Annotated in this window: 17 protein-coding genes and 4 riboswitches; of the genes, 12 read left to right on the top strand and 5 right to left on the bottom strand. The window is 68.3% G+C overall.

The features are described from left to right. Positions 1-63 precede the first annotated feature (63 nt). Positions 64-250: riboswitch (cobalamin riboswitch) on the top strand. A 38-nt stretch (positions 251-288) separates the two neighbouring features. The 4 genes from EJK91_RS00185 to EJK91_RS00170 are packed head-to-tail and all read left to right on the top strand — an operon-like array spanning position 289 to position 4,866. Then, positions 289-1,485 (top strand): ABC transporter substrate-binding protein, encoded by a 1,197-nt coding sequence (locus EJK91_RS00185; RefSeq protein ID WP_125077943.1) that lies wholly within the window; start codon positions 289-291, stop codon positions 1,483-1,485. Then, complete coding sequence (locus EJK91_RS00180; protein ID WP_046300222.1) at positions 1,482-2,522, top strand: FecCD family ABC transporter permease; 1,041 nt, start codon at positions 1,482-1,484, stop codon at positions 2,520-2,522. Before EJK91_RS00185 ends, EJK91_RS00180 begins: the two co-directional genes overlap by 4 nt. Continuing rightward, positions 2,519-4,273 carry an ATP-binding cassette domain-containing protein gene (locus EJK91_RS00175; protein ID WP_125077942.1) on the top strand — a complete coding sequence of 585 codons (1,755 nt, stop codon included), beginning with the start codon at positions 2,519-2,521 and terminating at the stop codon, positions 4,271-4,273. Before EJK91_RS00180 ends, EJK91_RS00175 begins: the two co-directional genes overlap by 4 nt. 14 nt (positions 4,274-4,287) lie before the next feature. Then, positions 4,288-4,866: a DUF7676 family protein gene (locus EJK91_RS00170; protein WP_024441973.1), complete on the top strand. Its 579-nt coding sequence runs from the start codon at positions 4,288-4,290 to the stop codon at positions 4,864-4,866. A 208-nt stretch (positions 4,867-5,074) separates the two neighbouring features. Here EJK91_RS00170 and EJK91_RS00165 read toward each other — a convergent pair whose 3' ends face one another. Then, positions 5,075-6,808 carry a PPE domain-containing protein gene (locus EJK91_RS00165; RefSeq protein WP_125077941.1) on the bottom strand — a complete coding sequence of 578 codons (1,734 nt, stop codon included), beginning with the start codon at positions 6,806-6,808 and terminating at the stop codon, positions 5,075-5,077. A gap of 75 nt (positions 6,809-6,883) precedes the next feature. After that, positions 6,884-7,066: riboswitch (cobalamin riboswitch) on the bottom strand. Positions 7,067-7,087: 21 nt separating this feature from the next. After that, on the bottom strand, positions 7,088-8,404 hold the full coding sequence (locus EJK91_RS00160; RefSeq protein WP_024441975.1) for an aminotransferase class I/II-fold pyridoxal phosphate-dependent enzyme: 1,317 nt from the start codon (positions 8,402-8,404) through the stop codon (positions 7,088-7,090). A gap of 40 nt (positions 8,405-8,444) precedes the next feature. Here EJK91_RS00160 and EJK91_RS00155 point away from each other — a divergent pair, with 40 nt between their 5' ends. Beyond that, positions 8,445-9,101, top strand: a complete 657-nt coding sequence (locus EJK91_RS00155) for a pyridoxamine 5'-phosphate oxidase family protein (protein WP_046300219.1) — start codon at positions 8,445-8,447, stop codon at positions 9,099-9,101. Here the strand turns inward: EJK91_RS00155 and EJK91_RS00150 are convergent. Then, positions 9,083-10,681: a PPE family protein gene (locus tag EJK91_RS00150; RefSeq protein WP_125077939.1), complete on the bottom strand. Its 1,599-nt coding sequence runs from the start codon at positions 10,679-10,681 to the stop codon at positions 9,083-9,085. The genes EJK91_RS00155 and EJK91_RS00150 overlap by 19 nt on opposite strands. Positions 10,682-10,711: 30 nt before the next feature. Then, a riboswitch (cobalamin riboswitch) is annotated at positions 10,712-10,891 on the bottom strand. Positions 10,892-10,946: 55 nt separating this feature from the next. On the opposite strand from EJK91_RS00150, the gene EJK91_RS22225 reads away from it, so the two are divergent. After that, the gene (locus tag EJK91_RS22225) at positions 10,947-12,113 is read left to right on the top strand and encodes a glycosyltransferase (RefSeq protein ID WP_241178589.1); all 1,167 of its coding nucleotides are present in this window, start codon (positions 10,947-10,949) and stop codon (positions 12,111-12,113) included. Then, positions 12,038-12,622 carry a hypothetical protein gene (locus tag EJK91_RS22220; protein WP_241178588.1) on the top strand — a complete coding sequence of 195 codons (585 nt, stop codon included), beginning with the start codon at positions 12,038-12,040 and terminating at the stop codon, positions 12,620-12,622. Before EJK91_RS22225 ends, EJK91_RS22220 begins: the two co-directional genes overlap by 76 nt. A 25-nt stretch (positions 12,623-12,647) precedes the next feature. Here EJK91_RS22220 and EJK91_RS00140 read toward each other — a convergent pair whose 3' ends face one another. Continuing rightward, on the bottom strand, positions 12,648-14,882 hold the full coding sequence (locus EJK91_RS00140; RefSeq protein ID WP_024441979.1) for an NADP-dependent isocitrate dehydrogenase: 2,235 nt from the start codon (positions 14,880-14,882) through the stop codon (positions 12,648-12,650). A gap of 142 nt (positions 14,883-15,024) precedes the next feature. Continuing rightward, positions 15,025-15,144, top strand: a riboswitch (SAM riboswitch). A gap of 139 nt (positions 15,145-15,283) precedes the next feature. On the opposite strand from EJK91_RS00140, the gene EJK91_RS00135 reads away from it, so the two are divergent. From EJK91_RS00135 to EJK91_RS00120, 4 genes are all read left to right on the top strand, one after another. After that, positions 15,284-16,624, top strand: coding sequence for a bifunctional o-acetylhomoserine/o-acetylserine sulfhydrylase (locus EJK91_RS00135; RefSeq protein WP_024441980.1), 1,341 nt, complete (start codon positions 15,284-15,286; stop codon positions 16,622-16,624). An 11-nt stretch (positions 16,625-16,635) separates the two neighbouring features. Beyond that, a complete protein-coding gene (gene metX / locus EJK91_RS00130; RefSeq protein WP_125077938.1) occupies positions 16,636-17,775 on the top strand; it encodes a homoserine O-acetyltransferase MetX in 1,140 nt (379 codons plus the stop codon). Further along, positions 17,772-18,524 carry a class I SAM-dependent methyltransferase gene (locus EJK91_RS00125; protein WP_024441982.1) on the top strand — a complete coding sequence of 251 codons (753 nt, stop codon included), beginning with the start codon at positions 17,772-17,774 and terminating at the stop codon, positions 18,522-18,524. Before metX ends, EJK91_RS00125 begins: the two co-directional genes overlap by 4 nt. 115 nt (positions 18,525-18,639) lie before the next feature. Next, a complete protein-coding gene (locus tag EJK91_RS00120; RefSeq protein WP_024441983.1) occupies positions 18,640-19,503 on the top strand; it encodes a cyclopropane mycolic acid synthase family methyltransferase in 864 nt (287 codons plus the stop codon). Between the two features lie 36 nt (positions 19,504-19,539). Here the strand turns inward: EJK91_RS00120 and EJK91_RS00115 are convergent, their stop codons facing one another. Next, a complete protein-coding gene (locus tag EJK91_RS00115) occupies positions 19,540-21,000 on the bottom strand; it encodes a PE-PPE domain-containing protein (protein ID WP_024441984.1) in 1,461 nt (486 codons plus the stop codon). A 452-nt stretch (positions 21,001-21,452) separates the two neighbouring features. Between EJK91_RS00115 and EJK91_RS00110 the strand changes: the two genes are divergently transcribed. After that, positions 21,453-21,872, top strand: a complete 420-nt coding sequence (locus EJK91_RS00110; RefSeq protein WP_125077937.1) for a DUF732 domain-containing protein — start codon at positions 21,453-21,455, stop codon at positions 21,870-21,872. Position 21,873 lies beyond the last annotated feature (1 nt).

The following is a 21,873-nucleotide window of genomic DNA, read 5'->3' as shown; positions in this document are numbered from 1 at the left end:
GAACCGCGCCGGAATTTGAGTACCGGACTTCCTTACGCCACGAGACGGCGGCCAGCCTAACGCAGCGCGGCATGCAACAATGTCGCCGGTAAGGCGATGACGAATGAGGAAGCCGGTGCGAATCCGGCGCGGTCCCGCCACTGTCATCGGGGAGCGACCCTCATCAGCCACGGCCCGCCACTTGTGGGGTTGGAAGGCGAGGCGAGCAGTGATCCGAGAGCCAGGAGACTCACGTCAACGCGTCCTGCGAACCGGGGCGGTGTACCCCGAGGAAGCTGACTCACGCTCATGTCCCGTGTGTTGCGGGTAGTTGCTGCGCTCCTGGTAGCGCTGGCCACCGCGCTGTCGTTGGCCGGCTGCTCCGGCGAACCCGCTTCCCGCACACTGCAAGCGCGTTCCGGCTGCATCACCGGCTTCGATCCGGCCGCCGACTACTTCCCAGACAAGTCGACGCTGACCGAAGCCACCAACTTCGCCATCACCTACCACGGCAGCTACCAGGTTCTGACGGTCAAGCGGCCCTACCTCGGCGGCAAGCCGATGTCGTGGGTGTTGGTGCGCTGCGGTGCGCCCACGCCGACGCTGACCGGGGAGCTGGCGAACGCCCAACGGATCACCGTCCCGGTGCAGAGCCTCTACTCGGGCTCGACGACGCATCTGGCGATGATCACCGAACTCGGCCAAGCCGGCGTGGTCACCGGAGTGGCGAGCCCGGCAGCCGTCGCCGACCCGCAGATCCGTGCGCGCATCGACACCGGTGAGATCGTCGGCTACGCCCCCGGCGGGCAGATCAATATCGAGCGCGTGATCGGCGCGGGCCCCGACCTGCTGGTCACCGAGGGCATCGACGACCCCGGCTATCCCAAGCTGCGCGAAGCCGGCACCCCGGTGCTGGCCGACGCCGAATGGCTGGAACCGACCCCGCTGGGCCGCGCCGAGTGGATCAAGGTGTTCGCCGCGCTGACCGGGACCGAACGCCAAGCCGCGCAGGCCTACCAGGCCATCCGCGACCGTTACCGTGCCTTGGCGGCTCAAGCCGCCGCAACCAAGCCCGTCGAGGTCTTGGTCGGCACCATGTACTCGGGCAGCTGGTCGATGCCCACTGGCGAGAGCTACTCGGGGCGCCTGGTTGCCGACGCCGGCGGCGCCTACCCCTGGCTGTCGGACACCGGCGCCGAGAACCGGCAACTGAACTTCGAGTCGGTGTACGCCCGTGCCGGCACCGCGCCGGTCTGGCTGATCACCGACGACTGGCACACCCTGGGCGATGCGGTGGCCCGTGACAGCCGCTACGGCGAGCTGACCGCGCTGCGGACCGGCCACGTCTGGTCGGCGACCAAGGCAATGACATCCCTTGGCGGCAACCTCTATTGGGAACGCGGCACGGCCCGACCGGATCTGCTGCTCGGCGACTTGGTCGCGATCCTGCATCCCGAGCTCGCCACCGAACACGCGTTCGAGTTCTACCGGCGGGTGCCGCGATGAAGCCGCGTATCGCCCTGGTGCTGACCGCGCTGAGCGCCGCGGTGGTCCTGCTGGCCGTGCTCGGGCTGGTGCTCGGGCCGGTGCGGGTGCCGGTGCTCGACACCGTGCAGGTGCTGTTCGGCGCCGAACCCTCCGACCCGCGCTGGCAGGTGATCGTGTGGAACATGCGGCTGCCGCGGGTGCTGACCGCGCTGGCCGCCGGGTCCGCGCTGGGCGTCGCCGGCCTGCAGCTGCAAACCCTGTTCCGCAACACCCTCGCCGATCCCTACATTCTGGGCGTGAGCTCCGGGGCGAGCCTGGGTGTTGCGGTGGTCGTGCTACTCGGTGGGGCGGCCGCCGGCGGTTTCACCACCGCGGTGGCCGGTGCCAGCCGCGCCGCGGAAGTGATCGCAGCGGCCTTGGGGGCGGCGGCCATGCTCACGCTGGTTCTGGTGCTGTCGCGATGGACCCGCTCGGCGGCGACGCTGCTGCTGATCGGTGTGATGATCGGCGCGGCCAGCACCGCGCTGGTGAGCTTGGCGCTGGTGTACTCCGATCCGCAGCGGGTGCAGCAGTACCTGTTGTGGGGCCTGGGCAGCTTCGCCGGGACCGGTTGGGCCGATTTGGAGTTGCTGCTGCCGCTGGTGGCCGTCGGGCTGTTGACCGCGGCGATGACGATCCGGCCGCTCAACGCCCTGCTGCTCGGCGAGAGTTACGCGGCGACTATGGGCATCAACGTGCACCGGGCCCGGATCGTCACGGTCGTCTCCGCGTCACTGCTGGCCGGTGTGACGACCGCGTTCTGCGGCCCGATCGCGTTCCTCGGCCTGGTGGTGCCGCACGTGGCCCGCATCGTGATGGGCACCTCCGATCACCGGGTGGTGGTCCCGGCGGTGGTCTTGCTGGGCGCAATCGCCGCGCTGGCCTGCGGCATCGTCAGCCAGGTGCCCGGCAGCGACCTGGTCATCCCGATCAACGCGGTCACCGCGCTGGTCGGGGCGCCGGTGGTGATCGCCGTGCTGCTGCGGGCCCGCCGAGGATCGGGGTTGCCGTCATGACGCCACCGGCCGTCGAGCTTGCCGGCCTGGCGATCGGCTACCGCGGCCGGCGCCGGTCGACGACAGTGGCGACCGGGCTGGCAGCCCAGGCTCGCCGCGGCGAACTGACCGTGCTGATCGGGCCGAACGGCGCCGGAAAGTCCACCCTGATTCGCACCCTGGCGGGGTTGCAGCCCGCGCTCGGCGGACGTGTTCTGTTGGACGGCGCCGACCTGACCGCGCTCCCCCGCGACGAACTGGCCCGCCGGGTCGCGGTGGTGCTGACCGAACGCGTCGACCCCGGCTTGTTGTCGGCGCGAGAACTGGTTGGGCTGGGCCGCATCCCACATCTGGGGCTGGGTGCTCGACTTCGCCCGGTCGATGAGGGGATCATCGACTGGGCGTTGGCGGCGACCGGTGCTCAGCATCTGGCATCGCGGCCGGCGGCCGAACTGTCCGACGGTGAATGCCAGCGGGTCCTGACCGCGCGAGCGCTGGCCCAGCAGCCGGGTCTGCTGATCCTTGACGAGCCGACCGCGTTTCTGGATGTGTCTTCACGGGCCGCACTGTTCGGTCTGTTGCGTGAGCTCGCCCGCGACCAGCAGTTGGCGGTAGTGCTGAGCACCCACGATCTGGAATTGGCACTGCGGGTGGCTGATCGGGTGTGGCTGATGGATCCGGCGGGCACCCTGGTGGACACCGTAGGCGAAGAGCTGATGTTGTCCGGGCGCATTGGGGACATGTTCGGCAACGACACCCTGCGTTTCGACCCGGCTAGCGGCATGTTCGAGCTCACTACCCGCGCCGACAGCGATGGCGCGGCACGCATCGCCCGCGTCGACGCTGCAGAGCCGTTGCGCTCCGCCCTGACGCGGGTGCTGTCGCGGGAAGGCTGGGACCTCGGCGAGCCCGCCGAAATCGTTTTCACAGCAACCGATCCCGCTGCCATCACGCTGCGTACCGCCGGCGGCAACCAGGCCATTGCACTGCGCGACCTAACGCAGCGGCTGCGCACTCTGCCCGCAACCTCGCATCGCTGCATCCCCCAGGATCGGACGCTGACGGCACTGGCCGAGTTGTCCACCGTCAGCTCCTATTTCGCGGTCTCGACCGGGGCCGCTGACGACGCCGACTGGCGTCCGGTGACGCAGCTCTACACCGACCCCGACCTGCTGGCCAGCGTGGTTGCCGGCGTGCAGGACCGCATCGGCGCATCGGATGTTCGCGTGGCGGTGTCCACCTTCTACCTCGGATATGCGGCGCGGCTGTGGTCGATCGGGCTGGGCGGGCTCGCCGAGCACGGGCTGCTGGTCGATCTGGATCCCGATCAACTCTGGTACTCCGACTGCGGCGGCAGCATCCGGCTTCACCTGCCGAACCCGATGGCCTGGCAGGGCTCGTCGGGCAATGAGGATCTGGAGCCGATGCTGGCCGAGATGATCCTGGCTGGGCACCTGACACCATTGGCCGCCGCGGTGCGCCAGCTCGGTCCGATCTCGCAACGACTGCTGGACGGCAATGCCGCCTCCGCAGCCCTGGGTGCCGCCCGCGCCCTGTGCTGGCATCACGGTGGAAATCTGGCGGACGAACCGAGCTGGGAACTCGCACGCAACATGTGCGAGACCGAATACCTTAACGGCACAGTATGTTTCGACGACTCCAGCACGGATTATCGGCGGACCAGCTGTTGCCTGTTCTATCGCACGCCCGGCGGCGGACTGTGCGGTGATTGCGCATTGACCCACAAGCCCCAGGTTCGCCTGAACCCATGAAGGAAGGGATTCCCATGACCGAGAGCACCGGCACCGTCGTCGCCGATCCCCCGATCGTCGACACCGAAGACCGCGGTCGCGAACAACGCTGGCCGCTGCCGACCGATCAGCAGAGCCTGCTGGATCTGCTGCACCTGTGCTTCGACGAGTACTGGAACGAGATCTGGTTCGGCATCATCATGGAAGGCGCGGCCTGGGAAGTGGCCGCACCCAACGCGCCGCGCAAGATCGGCATGCTCGACGGCTACGCCACCATCGACTTCGGCCGCTGGCACTTTCACCTGTGCATCGGCAAGCACCGGGCCAGCGGAAACGAGCTGGGCCGCATTCGGAGATGCACCCGCGCCGAGCTGTACCGGCGCATCGGCAAGGACGGCAACCCCCAGTCGTGGGGCGTGCGCCTGTTCAACGGGCGCGACGAGCAGATGATGACCGTGATGCTGCCGAACCCGTTCCTCACCAACGACCAGCAGATGCGCGACGAGCCCGAGTGGGGTCAGCTGGAGCTGTGGGACAAGCTGCGCGAGAAGTACCTGGGCCTGGGGCCGGACCCGCTGGACCGCGGCGGGAACCGGATCCGCTGCGGCGGTTAGCGAGACTCGACGAAGGAGAGCCGAAGCTGGACCGCCGCAACAAACCCGGCGGTTAGCGAGACTCGACGAAGGAGAGCCGAAGCTGGACCGCCGCAACAAACCCGGCGGTTAGCGAGACCAGGCACCTAGGAGCAGTTGATTTTGCAGCCAGGGCTGTGCGCGGAGGGCGGGCACAGCCCTGGCTGCAATTGCAACGCCGCCGGTCCGGCTAGTCCGGCTCTGCCGGCCAGGTGTTGGGCATCATCGGGCTGATCGCCCCACCGCCGAACCCGTTGTCGGCCAGGGCGGTCAGCCCGCTCGGGCGCGCACTGGCCACCCGATGGGTCCCACCGGCGAAGCCGTGCGAACCGACGCCTCTACTCGAAGCGACCGCCCCCGCAAGTTCCCTCGGCTCCGGCTCCAAGTCCATATACTCATAGCCGCGGCCGAGCATGCCGACCTTGGCCTTACGCCGACGGCGCTGCGGGGCCTTCTGCTCTGCCGATTCCTCCACGGGCGCCGCCGCACTGTCCGGCTTCGGCGCCGCCTTCTTACGCGAGCTGGTGCCTGAGCCTCGACGAGCGCCCATGTCCAGGCCCCCGACCATGTACATGTAGGCAGGCATCGTGACCGACGGTGGTCCCGCCGGAGTCGGCGGCGGCGCTCCGGGCGGCGGAGGGGCAGCTGCTGCCGGTGCCGGCGCAGGGGCGGGCGCGGGAGCCGGAGCAGGAGCCGGAGCGGGAGCCGGTGCCGGCGGCGAAGCCATCGCCAGTCCCGGCGGGGGCGCAGGAGGCGGCGGCACCGCAGCGGCCAACGCATGATGTGCCATCGCCCCGATACCCAGACCGCCGATCACTCCCGCAGATCCGAGCACGGTCGTGCCGGCCATCGTGGCGGCCAGCGCCGGCAGCAACGCCGTCTGGGTGATCAGATAGTTCAGCGCCTGAATGGTGTTGCCGATGGTGGACGTGACGATCTCGACCATCGCCAACGGCACCACCACACCCAGCGCCTGGGGATTGAACAGCGCCGTGTACATCATCGCGATCACGTCGTCGATGATCACGATGCTGGTGAACGCGAAGTAGGAGCCGGGGTCCAGCGGCACCGAGAAGACATAGGCCAAACTGGCGGGGTTGAAGAAGCTGAACGGGTTGCCGGTCCAACCCAGCCAGGAACCGGGAACCGGCCACGGCGGCAACAGCGGCGAGCCGGCCTGCAGGCTGGCAAAGAAGTCTGCGAACGGATCGCCGAGACCGGTGTAGCCGATCTTGGCGAAGAACKCCTGCAACTCGACGTACAGCGGGTACTGGCTGCTGTCGGGATAGGGCGGGCTGGGCACCAGGCTTTCGAGCCATTTGGCGAAGTCCAGGAACCACTGCGGTGGATCCGGCGCGGTGTCCGCCGCGCTGCCGGGCGTCTTGAGCACCATCGGCGCCGGCTCGGTCTGGGCCGCCGCGGCGGTCGCGACCGCCGCGCCGGCTACCGCCTGATAGACGGTCATCACGGCTGCGGCCTGCGCCCACATCCGCGCGTAGTCGGCCTCGTTCAGCGCGATCGGAATCGTGTTGACACCAAAGAAATTCGTGCCCACCAACACCGCGTGGGTCACATGGTTGGCGACCAGCTCAGCCATGGTCGGCATCGCCGCGAGCGCGGCGGTGTAGCCCGCGGCCGCCGTCTCCTGCTGCGCCGCGGTGGCGGCACTGTTGGTGACGGCACGCAGCAGCCAGGCCAGATAGGGGGCGTTGGCGGCCACGAACGCCTCGGCGGACGGCCCCTGCCACGCGCCGGCCTGCACCGCACCCAGCACCGCCGTCAACTCATCGGCGATCGCGGCGTATTCAGTGCTCAACGCGCTCCACGCCGCAGCCGATGACAATAGTGGTCCGGCCCCGGGGCCGGCCGACAGTGACGTTGAATGTACTTCTGGCGGAGAGGCCATCCAGATCGGTGCAGTCATCGCGCACCGCCGGATGCCACCCGAAAAGGGCGCAACATGGGGGTTTGTCAGCTCTCTCGGGGTACACCGCCCCGGGTCGCAGGATGCGACGATGTGAGTGTCCTGACTCTCGGATCAACGCTCGCCTCGCCTTCCAGCTCCATCAGAGCCGTGGCAGTTGAGGGTCGCTCCCCGATCACAGTGGCGGGACCGTGCCGGATTCACACCGGCTTCCTGCACCATCGTTGCCGTACCGGGGCATTATCGCACGCTACGGCGCGCAACGCCCGGAAAGCGCGACTACACGCTGGCCCGGCCTGGGCCGCGCACTGCAGCGGCGACCGCGTCGGCCAGCGCGTCGACGTCGGCGGGGGCCAGCTCGGCGATGGTCACCCGCAGGCCCGCAGTGGCCCGAATCCGGAACCGCGCCCCCGGGGCCGCGGCCCAGCCTGCGGCGAACAACGCCGTCATCGCCACCGCCTCGTCGGGCACCGGGATCCATACGTTGAGCCCGGACCGGCCGTGCGCGATCACGCCCCGGTCGGCCAGCGCCGCGCACAGCCCGAGGCGGGCCGCGCGGTAGGCGGCTTCGGCCTCGGCCACCCGCCGCGTCGCTGCGTCGTCGCGCCACAGCTCGACAGCCAGGTTCTGCAGCAGGTGGCTGACCCAGCCCGGTCCCAGCCGCTGGCGACCCTGCACCCGTTCGACGGTGCGCTGGTCACCGGCCAGCACCGCCAGCCGCAGATCCGGGCCATACGCCTTGGCCGCCGACCGAATGAACGCCCAGTGCCGGCTCACGCCCGCCAGCGGATGCAACGGCACCCCGGCGATCGCCGCCCCGTGGTCGTCTTCGACCAGTAGCACCTCCGAATCTGCCAGCAATGCCCCTAGGGCATCTGCTCGCTCCGCCGAAACGGCTGCGCCGGTCGGATTTTGGGCGCGACTTGTCACCACCACAGCACGCACCCCCCGTTGCAGCGCCCGGGCCAGGTCGGCAGGCAGCGGGCCGTCGTCATCGACTCCGACCGGCTCCGGTGTCAGCCCCAGCGCGCCGAGCAAATCGAGCAGGTTGGGCCACCCCGGATCTTCGACGGCCACCCGGTCACCGGGACGCAGGTGGGCGCTGAGCACCCGCTCGATTCCGTCCAGGGCCCCGGAGGTGACCGCGAGGTGGTCGGCCGGTACACCGTCGGCGGCCAGCTCGGCCGCGGCATGCTCAGCCAGTGCCGACGCGATCGGCGGATGCCCGTAGAGCACCACCGGTCCGGGGCGCGCCGGCACAGCGGCGATAGCGGGCAACAGCGCCGGGTTGGGGTTTCCGGTCGACAGATCCCGCACGCCCGGCGGCACGGCCAGCCCGCGCAGCGAGCGCGGTGTGGTCGCCGGCCGATCACGCACCCGGGTGCCACGGCGACCGGAGCTTTCGACCGCGCCGCGGTCGCGCAACAGCCGGTAGGCGGCGGCGACGGTGTTCGGGTTCACCCCGAGCTGCTGGGCCAGCCCGCGGATCGGCGGCAGTGCGGCCCCGGGCGCCAACGCGCCGCGCGCGATGCCCTCCTCGACGCTCGCCGCGATGGCCTCGGCCCCCCCACCGGCAATGCTATATTGTACTGGCACATCTCCTATATTGCACTAGTACATTAATGGAGGCAACCCCGTGTCCTACGCACCGACACCCCAGACCACCCCCACCCGGTATCGGGAACGGGCCCGCTACGACCGCGACACCGTGCGCCGCATCCTGGACGAGGCGCTGATCTGTCACCTGGGATACGCCCGCGACGGCCATCCGGTGGTGCTGCCGACCACGCACGCGCGGGTCGACGAGACGCTGTATCTGCACGGCTCCACCGGCAGCGGCCCGGTGCTGGCGGCCGGCCCGGGCGGTCTGCCGGTCTGCGTCACCGCCACCCTGGTCGACGGGCTGGTGCTGGCCCGCTCGGCGCTGCACCATTCGATGGCCTACCGCTCGGTGGTCGTCATCGGCGCCGCCCGCCTGGTCGATGACGAGGCCGAGAAGCGGCTCGGGCTCGACGCACTGCTCGATCACGTCGCACCCGGCCGGGCCGCCGACGCCCGGCCGCCCAACCGCCGGGAACTGGCGGCCACTGCGGTGCTGGCGCTCGACCTGGTGAAGGTGTCCGCCTCGGTGCGCGACGGCGGCCCCAACGACGAACCCGAGGACGTCACTCTGCCGTACTGGGCGGGAGTGGTCCCGCTGCGAATGGTCGCCGGACGCCCGGAACCGGCCGCCGACCTCGACCCGGCGATCGCGCTGCCGTCTTACCTGGAGTCTTACCGCAGACCGCGCTGATACTCCGGCATCCAGGTGCCCGGCGTCATCGGAGTGGTGGCACCGCCGCCGAAGGCGTCGGCCGCCAGGGCAGTGAGTCCACTCGGCAGCACGGCATCCGAGGCGTCGTCCAAGTCCATGTATTCGTACCCGCGGCCGAGCATGTCGGCCTTTGCGCGCCGCCGCCGGCGGGCCTTGACCTTCTCCTCGGCGACCACGGCGTCCACCGGCGCCGCGGCGGCCTCGGGCTCCGCGGCCTTGCGTCGGCGAGCACTGGTGCCCGCGGCCCGACGGGCCTGCTGGCTCGCGCCGGCGACCAGATACATCGCGGCCAGACTGTCCCCCGGGGTCAGCGGTGGTGCGGGCGGCGGAGGGAGCGCCGGCGGCGCTGCGGGCGGCGGCGGTGCAAGAGCGGGCGCCGGAGCGGGGGCCGGGGCCGGAGCGGGAACCGGCGGCGTCGGAGCGACCGTCAGGCCGGCGAACGGCGGGGGCATGACCGGAACCACCGGAACCGGAACCGCATGCAGCGCAGCCAGGCCGGACAACCCCGCCAATCCGGCCAAAGGCGCCGCGGCCAGTGGCGCCAATGCGGCGGTCAGCATCGGCAGCACAACCGGAATCAGCACCAGAGCCTGCTCCAGCAGCGTCTTGAGCAGCGCAACCACGTCGGTGATGATCGTGCCGACCGCTTCCACTGCGGTGAACATCAGCGTGAACGCGATGGTGCTGGGGTTACCGGAGGCGAACGCCGCCGCGATGTCGGCGCCGATGAAGGCGAAGGTCTGCGACAGGTAGGCGGCGAACGAGCCGAAGTCCATCGGATAGCCGATCGCGAACGCGAGGTTGTAGGGACTCAGAAAGCTCAGCGGGTTGCCCAGGATCGGCAGCCAGGGATCGAACCCGCCGAATAGCGACTGGAAGAACGGGTTGGCCGCCAGCTCGTCGATCATCGGCTGCAGCACATTGTTGTAGAAGTCGGTGTAGCCGCTGTTCTGCAGCCATTCCATGATCTCGTTCTGTCGATCGGGCGGGAGCTGCGGCTGGCTGGCGTCCGCGGACTGCGCCTTGACGATCTGTGGCGCTGCCGACGTCTGCGGGCTCGACGCCACCGCGGTGCCCGAGGCGGCCTGATAGGTGGTCATCACGGTGGCGGCCTGCAGCCACATCCGGCCGTAGTCGGCCTCATTGAGCGTGATCGGGATGGTGTTGACACCGAAGAAGTTGGCGGCCACCAGCACCGCGTGGGTGGCGTGGTTGGCCGCGAGCTCACCCAGCGTCGGCATCGCGGCCAGTGCGGTGCTGTAGGCGGCGGCCGCGGCCTGCTGGGCGGTGGCGGTCAGGGCGCTGACGACCCCGGCCTGGATCAGCCACGCCAGATACGGCAGATTCGCCGCGACATACGCTTCGGCGCTGGGACCCTGCCACGCCCCAGCCTGCACTGCCCCCAGCAGTGCCGTCAACTCGTCGGCGACCGCACTGTATTCGGCGCTCAGCGTGCTCCATGCGGCAGCCGACGCCAACAGCGGACCAGCCCCGGGGCCCGCCGACAGCAATGTCGAGTGGACTTCGGGTGGAGACGCGATCCAGATCGGCGCGGTCACGGTCGTCAGCTCTCTCGGGTTACCCGCCCCGAATCGGAGGTTGCGACGACGTGAGTGTCTGGCTCTCGGGTGAGGTCACTCCCCCGATGACAGTGGCGGGACCGCTCCGGAATTGAAGCGGCGGTCCCAGCTTCGGCTGAACCGCCGGATTCACACCGGATTCCTACATCGTCATCGCCTTACCAGCGAATTGTCGCACGCCGGACTCCCTGACCACCGCCGACTGCGAAATCCAGCCCCCCAGGCACCGGGTAATCTGCCGACCGTGTCCGATCCGGTGAACACCCCCACGATCTGCCTGAACATGATCGTGCGCGACGAGGCCCACATCATTGCGGAGGTGCTGAGCGCCACCGCGCCCTACATCAGTGCGTGGGTGATCGTCGACACCGGCTCCCAGGACGGAACCCCGCAGGTGATCCGCGACCACATGGCGGCCCTGGGCATTCCGGGCGAGCTCTACGAACGGCCCTGGCGCAACTTCGGGCACAACCGCACCGAGGCACTGACCCTGGCGCAGGGCCGCTGCGACTACATCCTGGTGATCGACGCCGACGACACGATCGTGGGCACACCCGATTTCACCGGCCTGGACGCCGACATCTACGAGCTGCGGATCCGGCAGGAAGCCGTCAGAGGCTGGCGCCCGCAGCTGTTCCGCGACGGGCTGCCGGTGCGCTACGTGGGTGTGGTCCACGAGTACGTCGAATGCGATGAAGACCACGTCATTTCCCGCCTCGACCGCGACTTCGCGATCGAATCGCGGCGGCTGGGCGCCCGCAACCTGGACCCGCAGAAGTACGCGCGCGACCGGGATCTCCTACTGGCCGAGGTCGAACGCAATCCCGAGGACTCGCGGTCGGTCTTTTATCTGGCGCAGAGCTGCTTCGATCTGGAGGATTACGCCGCCGCAGTCCCCTGGTACGAACGGCGGACTCAAATGGGGGGCTACGACGAAGAGGTCTACTTCTCGCTGTACCGCAAAGCCGGCGCCATGGAGGTGCTCGGCGAACCGTGGCCGGAAGTGCAGGCCGCCTACCTACGGGCCTGGGAGTTTCGGCCGACCCGTGCCGAACCGCTGTATTGCCTGGCGTTCGCCTACCGCTCCGCGGGGCGCTACCAGCTCGGTCACCTCTTCGCCAGGCAAGCCGAGCAGATCCGATGCCCGACGACAACCTTTGGGTCGATGCGGGGGTCTACAACTTCCGCGCGACCGACGAGCGCGCGGTGTGCGCGTCGTGGCTGGGCAACCACGACGAAGCGTTCACGCTGTGCCGGCGCCTGGTGGCGCGCACCGACGTTCCCGACGACGAGCGGCAGCGCATCGAATCCAACCGAGACTTTTCGGTTCCGGCCATGCTTGAGGCAGCCTCGAGCTACCCCGAAGCGGTGGTGCACACCCTGGTGGCCGGGCCGCCCGAGGCTGAGGTGACGGTCAGCGTGCGCACCGGGTCCGATCGAGCCGGCACCGAGCAGACCCTGAACTCGTTCCTGAACTGCTGCCTGGACGTGGCGCGCGTCGGACGCTTCCTGGCCATCGACACCGGCCTGACAGCCGAAGATCGGGTGCTGCTGGCGCAGCGGTATCCCTTTCTGGAGTTCACCGATCCGGGTACGGAGATCAGTGCCGGGATCGGTGGCCGCTACTGGTTGCGGCTGGACTCCGGCTGGCGGTTCTTTGCCCCGGAGAACCTCATCACCCGACTGACCGGCGGACTGCACGCCGAACCGCAGGTGTTCCAGATCGGCATCAACTTCACCGACGCGGTAAAGCTGACCGGCACCTGCGCCGCCGAGGACACTGTGCGTCGCTCCCCCGATGCCGGCCGCTACCTGCTGACCGACCGTGCTGCCACCGGCCCGGCGATGTTCGACACCACACGACTGGGCCACGTGGACGGCACCGCCACCCTCGACGAGGTCCTCTGCATCCTGGAGTGAGCCCGCCGGCAGTTCGGCTGCCGAGTCAGTCCTTGGCGTCGATCGCTGCGTTGAGCGTCCGGCTGGGCCGCATGACCGCCGACGTCAGGTCGTGGTCCGGCGCGTAGTAGCCGCCGATGTCCACCGCCTTGCCCTGCACCACGTTCAGCTCATTGAGGATGGCGTCCTCGTTCTTGTCCAGGGTGTCCGACAGGGCGGCGAAATGCTTGGCCAGTTCGGGGTCCTCGGTCTGGGCAGCAAGCTCTTCGGCCCAGTACTTGGCGAGGTAGAACTGGCTGCCGCGGTTGTCGAGCTCGCCGGTCTTGCGCGACGGACTCTTGTTGGCGTCCAGCAGCTTGCCGATAGCGGAGTCCAGAGTCTGTCCCAAGATCTTGGCGTGGACGTTGCCGGTCTTGGCACCCAGGTCGTCGAAGCTGGCGCCCAGCGCCAGGAACTCGCCGAGCGAGTCCCAGCGCAGGTGGTTCTCCTCCACCAGCTGCTTGACGTGCTTGGGGGCGGAACCGCCCGCGCCGGTCTCGTACATCCCGCCGCCGGCCATCAACGGCACGATCGACAGCATCTTGGCGCTGGTGCCCAGCTCCAGGATCGGGAACAGATCGGTGAGGTAGTCGCGCAGGATGTTGCCGGTGGCGGCGATGGTGTCCTGACCGCGGATCAGCCGCTCCAGGGTGTACCGCATGGCCCACACCTGCGGCATGATCTGGATCTCCAGGCCCTCGGTGTCGTAGTCCGCCAGGTAGGCCTTGACCTTCTTGCGCAGCTCCGCCTCGTGCGGCCGCTCGGTGTCCAGCCAGAACACCACGGTCATGCCCGACGCCCGGGCCCGCTGGACGGCCAGCTTCACCCAGTCCTGGATGGCCGCGTCGGTGACCGTGCACAGCCGCCAGATGTCGCCGGCCTCCACCTTCTGGGTCAGCAGCACCTCACCGGTGGCCAGGTCCACGATGTCGGCGACGCCGGATTCGGGGACCTCGAACGTCTTGTCGTGGCTGCCGTACTCCTCGGCCTTCTGCGCCATCAACCCGACGTTGGGGACGGTGCCCATGGTGGCCGGGTCGAACTGGCCGTGGGTCTTGCAGAAGTTGATCAGCTCCTGGTAGATCCGCGCGAACGTCGACTCGGGGTTGACGGCCTTGGTGTCCTTCTGCCGTCCGTCGGCGCCGTACATCTTGCCGCCGGCCCGGATCATCGCCGGCATCGAGGCGTCGACGATCACATCCGAGGGCGAGTGGAAGTTGGTGATGCCGTTGGCCGAGTCCACCATCGCCAGTTCGGGGCGGTGCTCGTGGCAGGCGTGCATATCCTCGATGACCTCCTCACGCTGGGAGGCCGGCAGGGTCTCGATCTTGTTGTAGAGGTCGACCAGACCGTTGTTGACATTGACGCCCAAGTCGTCGAAGAGCTTCTGGTGCTTGGCGAATGCGTCCTTGTAGAACACCTTGATGGCATGGCCGAACACGATCGGGTGGCTGACCTTCATCATGGTCGCCTTGACGTGCAGGGAGAACATCACACCGGTCTTGCGGGCGTCCTCCATCTGCTCCTCGTAGAACTCGCGCAGCGCGCGCACGCTCATGAACATCGAGTCGATGACCGTGCCGCTGAGCAGCGACACCTTCTCCTTGAGCACCATCGTCTTGCCGCTCTTGGTCGTCAGCTGCATCTTGACGTCGCGGTCGCGGTCCAGCGTCATCGACTTCTCACCGTGATAGAAGTCGCCGTGGCGCATCGTCGCCACATGAGTGCGCGAGGCCTGTGACCACTCGCCCATGCTGTGCGGGTGCTTGCGCGCGTACTCCTTGACCGCCTTGGGCGCGCGACGGTCTGAGTTGCCTTCCCGCAGTACCGGGTTCACCGCACTGCCCAGGCACTTCGCGTAGCGGTCGTGAATGTCGCGCTCAGCGTCGGTCTTGGGGTCCTCGGGGTAGTCGGGCAATTTGTAGCCCTTGCCCTGCAGCTCCTTGATGGCGGAGACCAGCTGCGGCACCGAGGCGCTGATGTTGGGCAGCTTGATGATCGTGGTGTCGGGCAGCTGGGTCAGCCGGCCGAGTTCGGCCAGGTTGTCCGGCACTCGCTGGTCTTCGGTCAGACAGTCCGGGAATGCGGCCAGGATGCGGGCCGCAAGCGAGATGTCACTGGCTTGGACGTCGATACCCGCGGGCCCGGTGAAGGCCTGCACGATCGGCAGAAACGAGTACGTCGCCAACAGCGGCGCCTCGTCGGTCAGCGTGTAGATGATGGTCGGCTGGTCGGCGCACATGGCTGTTCTCCCGGCGTCAGGTCTGAGGTGTTCGATTGTCCCGCGTTGTACACGGCGGCATCAGTATCGCGCACCGCTCCGCGGCGCTCGCCGCCGGTGAGCAGGTGGCGACACCTCCATGGCATGCGATAGGCTGCGTCACGGTCATGAGTGCCAGCGCGAAGCCCCGGCTTGCTGGCCGGCAACCCTCCAACCGCGGTGGGGTGCCCCGGGTGATGACCGGGTTGAGTAGCCACTATCGGCTACGCGGCAAGCGCGGGTCCGCCACAACGGGCCCCCCGAGTAGACAGGGGAACCTGATGCGTGCCTCCTTGCGCCCGCTCACCCGTTGCTGTTGTCGCTGAACCCACGCCTGATCCGCACGTCACCCAGCGACAACACACCGAGGAAACCATTCAGCAATGACCGCCGACAACAACATCGACCCCAGTTCGCACTGGTCGTTCGAGACCAAGCAGGTCCACGCGGGGCAGGTACCCGACGCGGCCACCAACGCCCGAGCGTTGCCGATCTACCAGACCACCTCCTACACGTTCAACAACACCGAGCACGCGGCCAAGCTGTTCGGCCTAGAGGAGCCGGGCAACATCTACACCCGGCTGATGAACCCGACGACCGACGTCGTCGAACAGCGGATCGCCGCACTCGAAGGCGGGGTCGCCGCCCTGCTGGTGTCCTCCGGACAAGCCGCGGCCACCTTCGCGATCCTCAATCTCGCCGGCGCAGGCGACCACATCGTGTCCAGCCCGCGCCTGTACGGCGGCACCTACAACCTGCTGCACTACTCGCTGGCCAAGCTGGGCATCGAGACCACCTTCGTCGAAGACCCCGACGACCTGGAGTCCTGGCGGGCGGCGGCGCGGCCCAACACCAAGGCCTTCTTCGCCGAGACCATCTCCAACCCGAAGATCGACGTGCTGGACATCCCGGGTGTGTCGGGCGTGGCCCACGACAACGGTGTGCCGCTGATCGTCGACAACACCGTGGCCACCCCCTACCTGATCCAGCCACTGGCCCACGGTGCCGACATCGTGGTGCACTCGGCCACCAAGTACCTGGGCGGCCACGGCTCGGCGATCGCGGGCGTGATCGTCGACGGTGGGAACTTCGACTGGACGCAGGGCCGCCACCCGGGGTTCACCACCCCCGACCCGAGCTACCACGGGGTGGTCTTCGCCGACCTGGGCGCGCCGGCGTTCGCGCTGAAGGCCCGCGTGCAGCTGCTGCGCGATCTGGGCTCGGCGGTCTCGCCGTTCAACGCCTTCCTGATCGCCCAGGGTCTGGAGACATTGAGTCTGCGGGTCGAGCGTCACGTCGCCAACGCCCAGCGGGTCGCGGAGTTCCTGGAATCCCGCGATGACGTGCTGAGTGTCAACTACGCGGGCCTGTCGAGCTCGCCGTGGCACGCAAGGGCCCAGCAACTGGCGCCCAAGGGCGTCGGCGGCGTGCTGTCGTTCGAGCTCGCCGGCGGTATCGAGGCGGGCAAGGCATTCGTCAACGCACTGAAGCTGCACAGCCACGTCGCCAACATCGGTGACGTGCGCTCGCTGGTGATTCACCCGGCGTCGACGACGCACGCCCAGCTCAGCGCCGAAGAGCAGCTGGCCAGCGGTGTCACTCCGGGCCTGGTGCGGCTGGCGGTCGGCATCGAGGGCATCGCGGACATCCTGGCCGACCTCGAACTCGGCTTCGCCGCGGCCTCGGCACAGCTCGGCGACTCGTCGGCGCTGGCGGCCCGTTGAGGCGGTCCCCGGTGACGATCTCCGACGTGTCCAGGCAGCTGCTGCCCGCCGAGGGAGAGACCGGCGTGGTCGCCATCGGGTCGCTGACGCTGCAGAGCGGCGCGGTGCTCGATGACGTCCACATCGCCGTTCAGCGCTGGGGCGAGCTGTCGCCCCAGCGCGACAACGTCGTCATGGTGCTGCATGCGCTGACCGGGGATTCGCACGTCACCGGGCCCGCCGGGCCGGGCCATCCCACCCCGGGCTGGTGGGACGGGGTGATCGGCCCCGGCGCTCCGATCGACACCGACCGCTGGTGTGCGGTGGCCACCAATGTGTTGGGCGGCTGCCGCGGGTCGACCGGCCCGGGATCCCTGGCCCGCGACGGGAAGCCTTGGGGCTCAAAGTTTCCCGCCATCAAAATTCGCGACCAGGTCGAGGCTGACATCGCCGCGCTGTCCGCGCTGGGTATCACCGAGGTGGCCGCCGTGCTGGGCGGTTCGATGGGTGGCGCCCGCGGCCTGGAGTGGATGGTGGGCCACCCGGATCAGGTCGGCGCTGGCTTGCTGCTGGCTGTCGGCGCCCGGGCCACCGCCGACCAGATCGGCACCCAGAGCACCCAGATCGCGGCCATCAAGGCCGACCCGGACTGGCAGGGCGGCGACTACCACGGCACCGGCCGCAGTCCCGACGCCGGCCTGGCCATCGCCCGGCGCATCGCGCACCTGACCTACCGCGGTGAGGCAGAGCTGGACCTGCGATTCGCCAATGCTGCCCAGGACGGGGAGGATCCGGCCGACGGTGGACGCTACGCGGTGCAGAGCTACCTGGAACATCAGGGCGACAAGCTGGTGTCGCGGTTCGACGCGGGCAGCTACGTGGTCCTGAGCGACTCGCTGTCCAGCTACGACGTGGGCGCCGGGCGCGGTGGGGTGGCCGCAGCGTTGCGTGGTTGCCCGGTTCCCGCGGTGGTCGCCGGGATCACCTCGGACCGGCTGTACCCGCTGCGGTTGCAGGCCGAGTTGGCCGAGCTGCTGCCCGGCTGCGACGGACTGCAGGTGCTCGACTCCGACTGCGGACACGACGGCTTCCTGCTGGACACCGCCCGAGTCGGCGAGCTGATCCGCCAGACCTTGGACTTGGCGAGCTCGGCGCGGGAACGCCGACGGTGAGCCCGTCCGAGCAGGGCCGCCGCGACCGCTCATTGTCGTTCGGGTCGCAGGCCGCCGCCTACGAGCGGGGCCGTCCGTCCTACCCGCCGGAGGCGATCGACTGGCTGCTGCCGCCGGGCGCCCGCGACGTCCTGGACCTGGGCGCCGGCACCGGCAAGCTCACCGCCCGGCTGGTCGAGCGCGGCCTGGACGTGGTGGCGGTAGACCCGATCGCCGAAATGCTCGAGGTGCTGGCCAGCGCCCTGCCGGACACCCCGGCGCTGCTCGGGTCCGCTGAGCAGATCCCACTGCCGGACAACAGCGTCGACGCGGTGCTGGTGGCCCAGGCCTGGCATTGGTTCGACCCCGCTCGGGCCATCCCCGAGTTGGTCAGGGTGCTGCGGCCCGGCGGCCGTCTGGGACTGGTCTGGAACACCCGCGACGAACGGCTGGGCTGGGTAAAGGAACTCGGCGCGATCATCGGCCGAGAGGACGCCCGCGACGTGGTCGACGCCGGGGTGAGTCTGCCCGCGCCGTTCGGCGATATCGAAAGCCACCAGGTGGAGTGGACCAACTACCTGACGCCGCAGGCCGTGATCGATCTGGTCGCTTCCCGCAGCTACTGCATCACCTCACCGGACGCGGTCCGCACCAAGACACTGGACCAGGTTCGCAACCTGCTGGCCACCCATCCGTCGTTGGTCGGGTCCACCGGACTGGCACTGCCCTACATCACGGTGTGCGCCCGGGCCACGCGCTCGGATTCCTAGCGCCAGCAAGTGTTTATGCCGGCCGGCAGTGGGTATGCCGCTTCGGTCGGCCGGAACCAGGGGGCCCTACGGTTGGCACCTGACATGGCCCCGGCCGTCCGAAGGGCCAACCGATATGACTCGCCGCCTGACTCCACATTTCGCTGACGTCCAAGCCCATTACGACCTGTCGGATGACTTCTTCCGGCTCTTCCTGGACCCGACCCAGACCTACAGCTGTGCCTACTTCCGGCGCTACGACTTGACGCTGGAGGAAGCCCAACTCGCCAAGATCGATCTTTCACTCGGCAAGCTCGGCCTGCGCCCGGGCATGACCCTGCTCGACGTGGGCTGCGGTTGGGGCGCCACCATGGCGCGGGCGATCGAACGGTACGACGTCAACGTGGTCGGTCTGACACTGAGCAAGCACCAGGCCGTCCACGTGCAATCGATGTTCGCCGCGATGGACTCCCCACGCAGCCGACGAGTGCTGCTGGCCGGTTGGGAGGAGTTCGACGAGCCGGTCGATCGGATCGTGTCGATCGGGGCGTTCGAGCACTTCGGCTACGACCGCTACAACGACTTCTTTGCGATGGCCCACCGGGTGATGCCGAGCGACGGGGTGATGATGCTGCACACCATCTGCGGCTTGTCCCCGCAACAAATGGTCGAGTACGGAATGCCGCTGACGGACGACCTGGCGGCATTTCAGATCTTCCTGATGACCGAGATCTTCCCCGGCGGCGAGCTGCCGTCGGTGGCGCTGGTCAAAGAGCACGCCGTCAAGGCCGGGTTCACGGTGAACCGGATCCAGTCACTGCAGCAGCACTACGCCATGACCCTGGACCACTGGGCGCAGGCGCTGGAAGCGCACGAGTGCGAGGCCATCGCGCTTCAGTCCGCAGAGGTCTACGAGCGCTACATGCGTTACCTGACCGGCTGCGCCAGGGAGTTCCGGGAAGGCCGCTTCGACGTCAACCAGTTCACCTTGGCCAAGTAGCCGCAGCCAAAGCCCTTCGGGCGAAGGCGATTACCGCTAGGCGCTGAACAAGTCGGCAAAGTCGTCGGCGATCGACGGGAACGCGCTCATCACGCTCATCAGTTCGAACCCGATGGCTGTGGGGATCAGTCCGGCGTCGGCTGCGATCGGCATTCCGATGGCGTTCGTCAGGGTGGTCAGCAGGTCGTCGCCGTTGCCGAATGCGTTGAAGAACATGCTGATGTCGTAGGCGGGCATGGTGGTCAGCAAGGCGTTGACGATGTCCGCGGTCGGCAGCAGCACCGAATACAGCGTGGAGGCCGCACTGGAGAACGCGTTGACGACGTCGAGCAGACTGGGCAGCGCGAAATCTAACGGCGATCCGAGTGCGTCGGCCGGATTCCCCAGCGACAGGTGCCCGAGGTCGTAGATGAAGTCGTTGAAGCCATGCTGCGCGCCCTGCCACAGCGAGTTCAGCAGCGTCATGATGTCGATGTCCGGGAACACGCCGTAGGTGGTGAGCACATTCGCCGGGCCCTGGTCCCAGCCGCCATGGGTCAAGACGCCGTCGACGTAGGTGTCGACGTTGCCGTAGCCCAGGTCCACCAGGATCCGGGTGACGGGCTCCAGCAGGTCATACAGCGGCTCGCCCAGTACCGGGATTCCCAGCAGCGGCTGCAGCAGCGGAAGGATCTCCGTCGGAATCATGTAGTAGTCGGTGTTGAGGGCGGCCGAGGCGCCGTCGGGCAGGGTCAGCGGCCCGTCGTAGTTGGTGGATCCCAGCAACAGCTGTGCGCTGTCCATGGAATCCGGCCGGCTGTAGCCGGGGCCATGCACCAGCGCGATCCCCAGCACGGCATTGAGCGTCGACAGAAAGTTCAACGGATAGCGCGGGAAATCGGCGAACCCGTCGTATTCGGCGATATAGATGTCGGTCGCGTAGGGGGTGTCGGGGGTGGCCCCGTAGAAGTCGATCCCCATCGACGGGATGTACAGCGGGACTTCGGGAATGGCGAAGCGCGACAGCAGGCCACCGTTGGGGAACATCTCATTGGCGATCAAGACGAACGACAACTGGTCAGGGTCGGGGGCATTGCCGGAGCTGAGCAGCTGGTTCATCTCCAAAGACGAGATGACGGCGCTCTGCGAGACGCCGTAGACCACCACCTGGTCGCCGGCCGCGATGCGGTCGCGAATCGTCGCGTCGAGCATCCGCACACCCTGATCGATCGAGGTGTCGAGTGGCAGGCTCTTGACCCCGGTGCCCGGGTACAGGCCTTCGGGGGTGAACACGCCCTGCATGGTGTAGCCGTCGTACCCGAGGTGGGAGAGGAATTGATCCGCCCAGTGAAAGTCCCACGTCCCCGGGATGGGGGTTCCGGTGCCACCCATGACCAGGGCGACGTTGTCGAGCAGCGCCACCTCGGCGGTCACCGTGCGCGCCTCGGAGATCGCGGACGCCATGGCCGGCGTCATGACCGGTGCAGCGATCACCGCGGCGGCGCTGGTCGCGGCCACTGCCGCAACTCCCAGAGTGTGAAACGTGGGGCTTACCTTCATGGCGACCTCCGACCGGCACAGGACGGCTTATTGCCTTGCAGCACCGTAACGCTTACATGATGAAATCCTGAAGTAACCCTGAATAACTCAAACTTTCTACTGTAGAAACTTCCATCGACCAGGGCTTTTCTCCGAGCCGACGACCATAATCCAATTTATGTTGCTAGCCGTCCGGATTTGGAGAGGAAACACCAAGGTTGGACCGGCAGGTCCCGGCCTTGAGCCTCGACTCGGCTCAACGTCCCGAAATGGCGTCATCGGCCGGGACGAGATAGCGCCGTAGGCAAACCGTGACCCGGCCGACTCGCCGGTGTTACCGCTTTGATGCAGGATTTCAACAAGAACGTTCGGACAAATCCCGGCCTCCGCTCGGCGCCGGACCATAACGAGGGGGATGCATGCGAGGCTTCATGAGCAAGACGGGGGCGGGCCTAGTAGGTCTGATCGCCACCGCGGGATTGGCGGCACCGGCGCAGGCAAGCCCGGTAGACACCTCGTTCCTGTCCGATCTGGCCGGGGCCGGCGTCCCGGTCGGTGACCCCGCCGCAACGGCTGCTCTGGGCCAATCCGTGTGCCCGATGCTGACCGAACCCGCCGGCACCGCCGCGTCGGTGGCAGCCCCAGTCGCGGGCCTGGGCGGCGGACCCAGCATGTCGCCCCAGATGGCGCAGATGTTCACCGAGATCGCCGTGCAGATCTACTGCCCCCAGATGCTCTCTCAGCTGGCCAGCGGACAGGTGCCGGATCTGCCGCAGATCCCGGGGATGTCGGTCGGCATTCCCGGCCTGTCCGGTGAAGTCCCGGCCATTCCCGCTATCCCCGGGTTCTAGC

Origin of the sequence: Mycobacterium sp. P7213, from assembly GCF_900604305.1 — a bacterium.
GTDB lineage: Bacteria > Actinomycetota > Actinomycetes > Mycobacteriales > Mycobacteriaceae > Mycobacterium.
The sequence above is the reverse complement of the archived record's forward strand: the minus strand, read 5'-3'. Positions and strand labels throughout refer to the sequence as shown.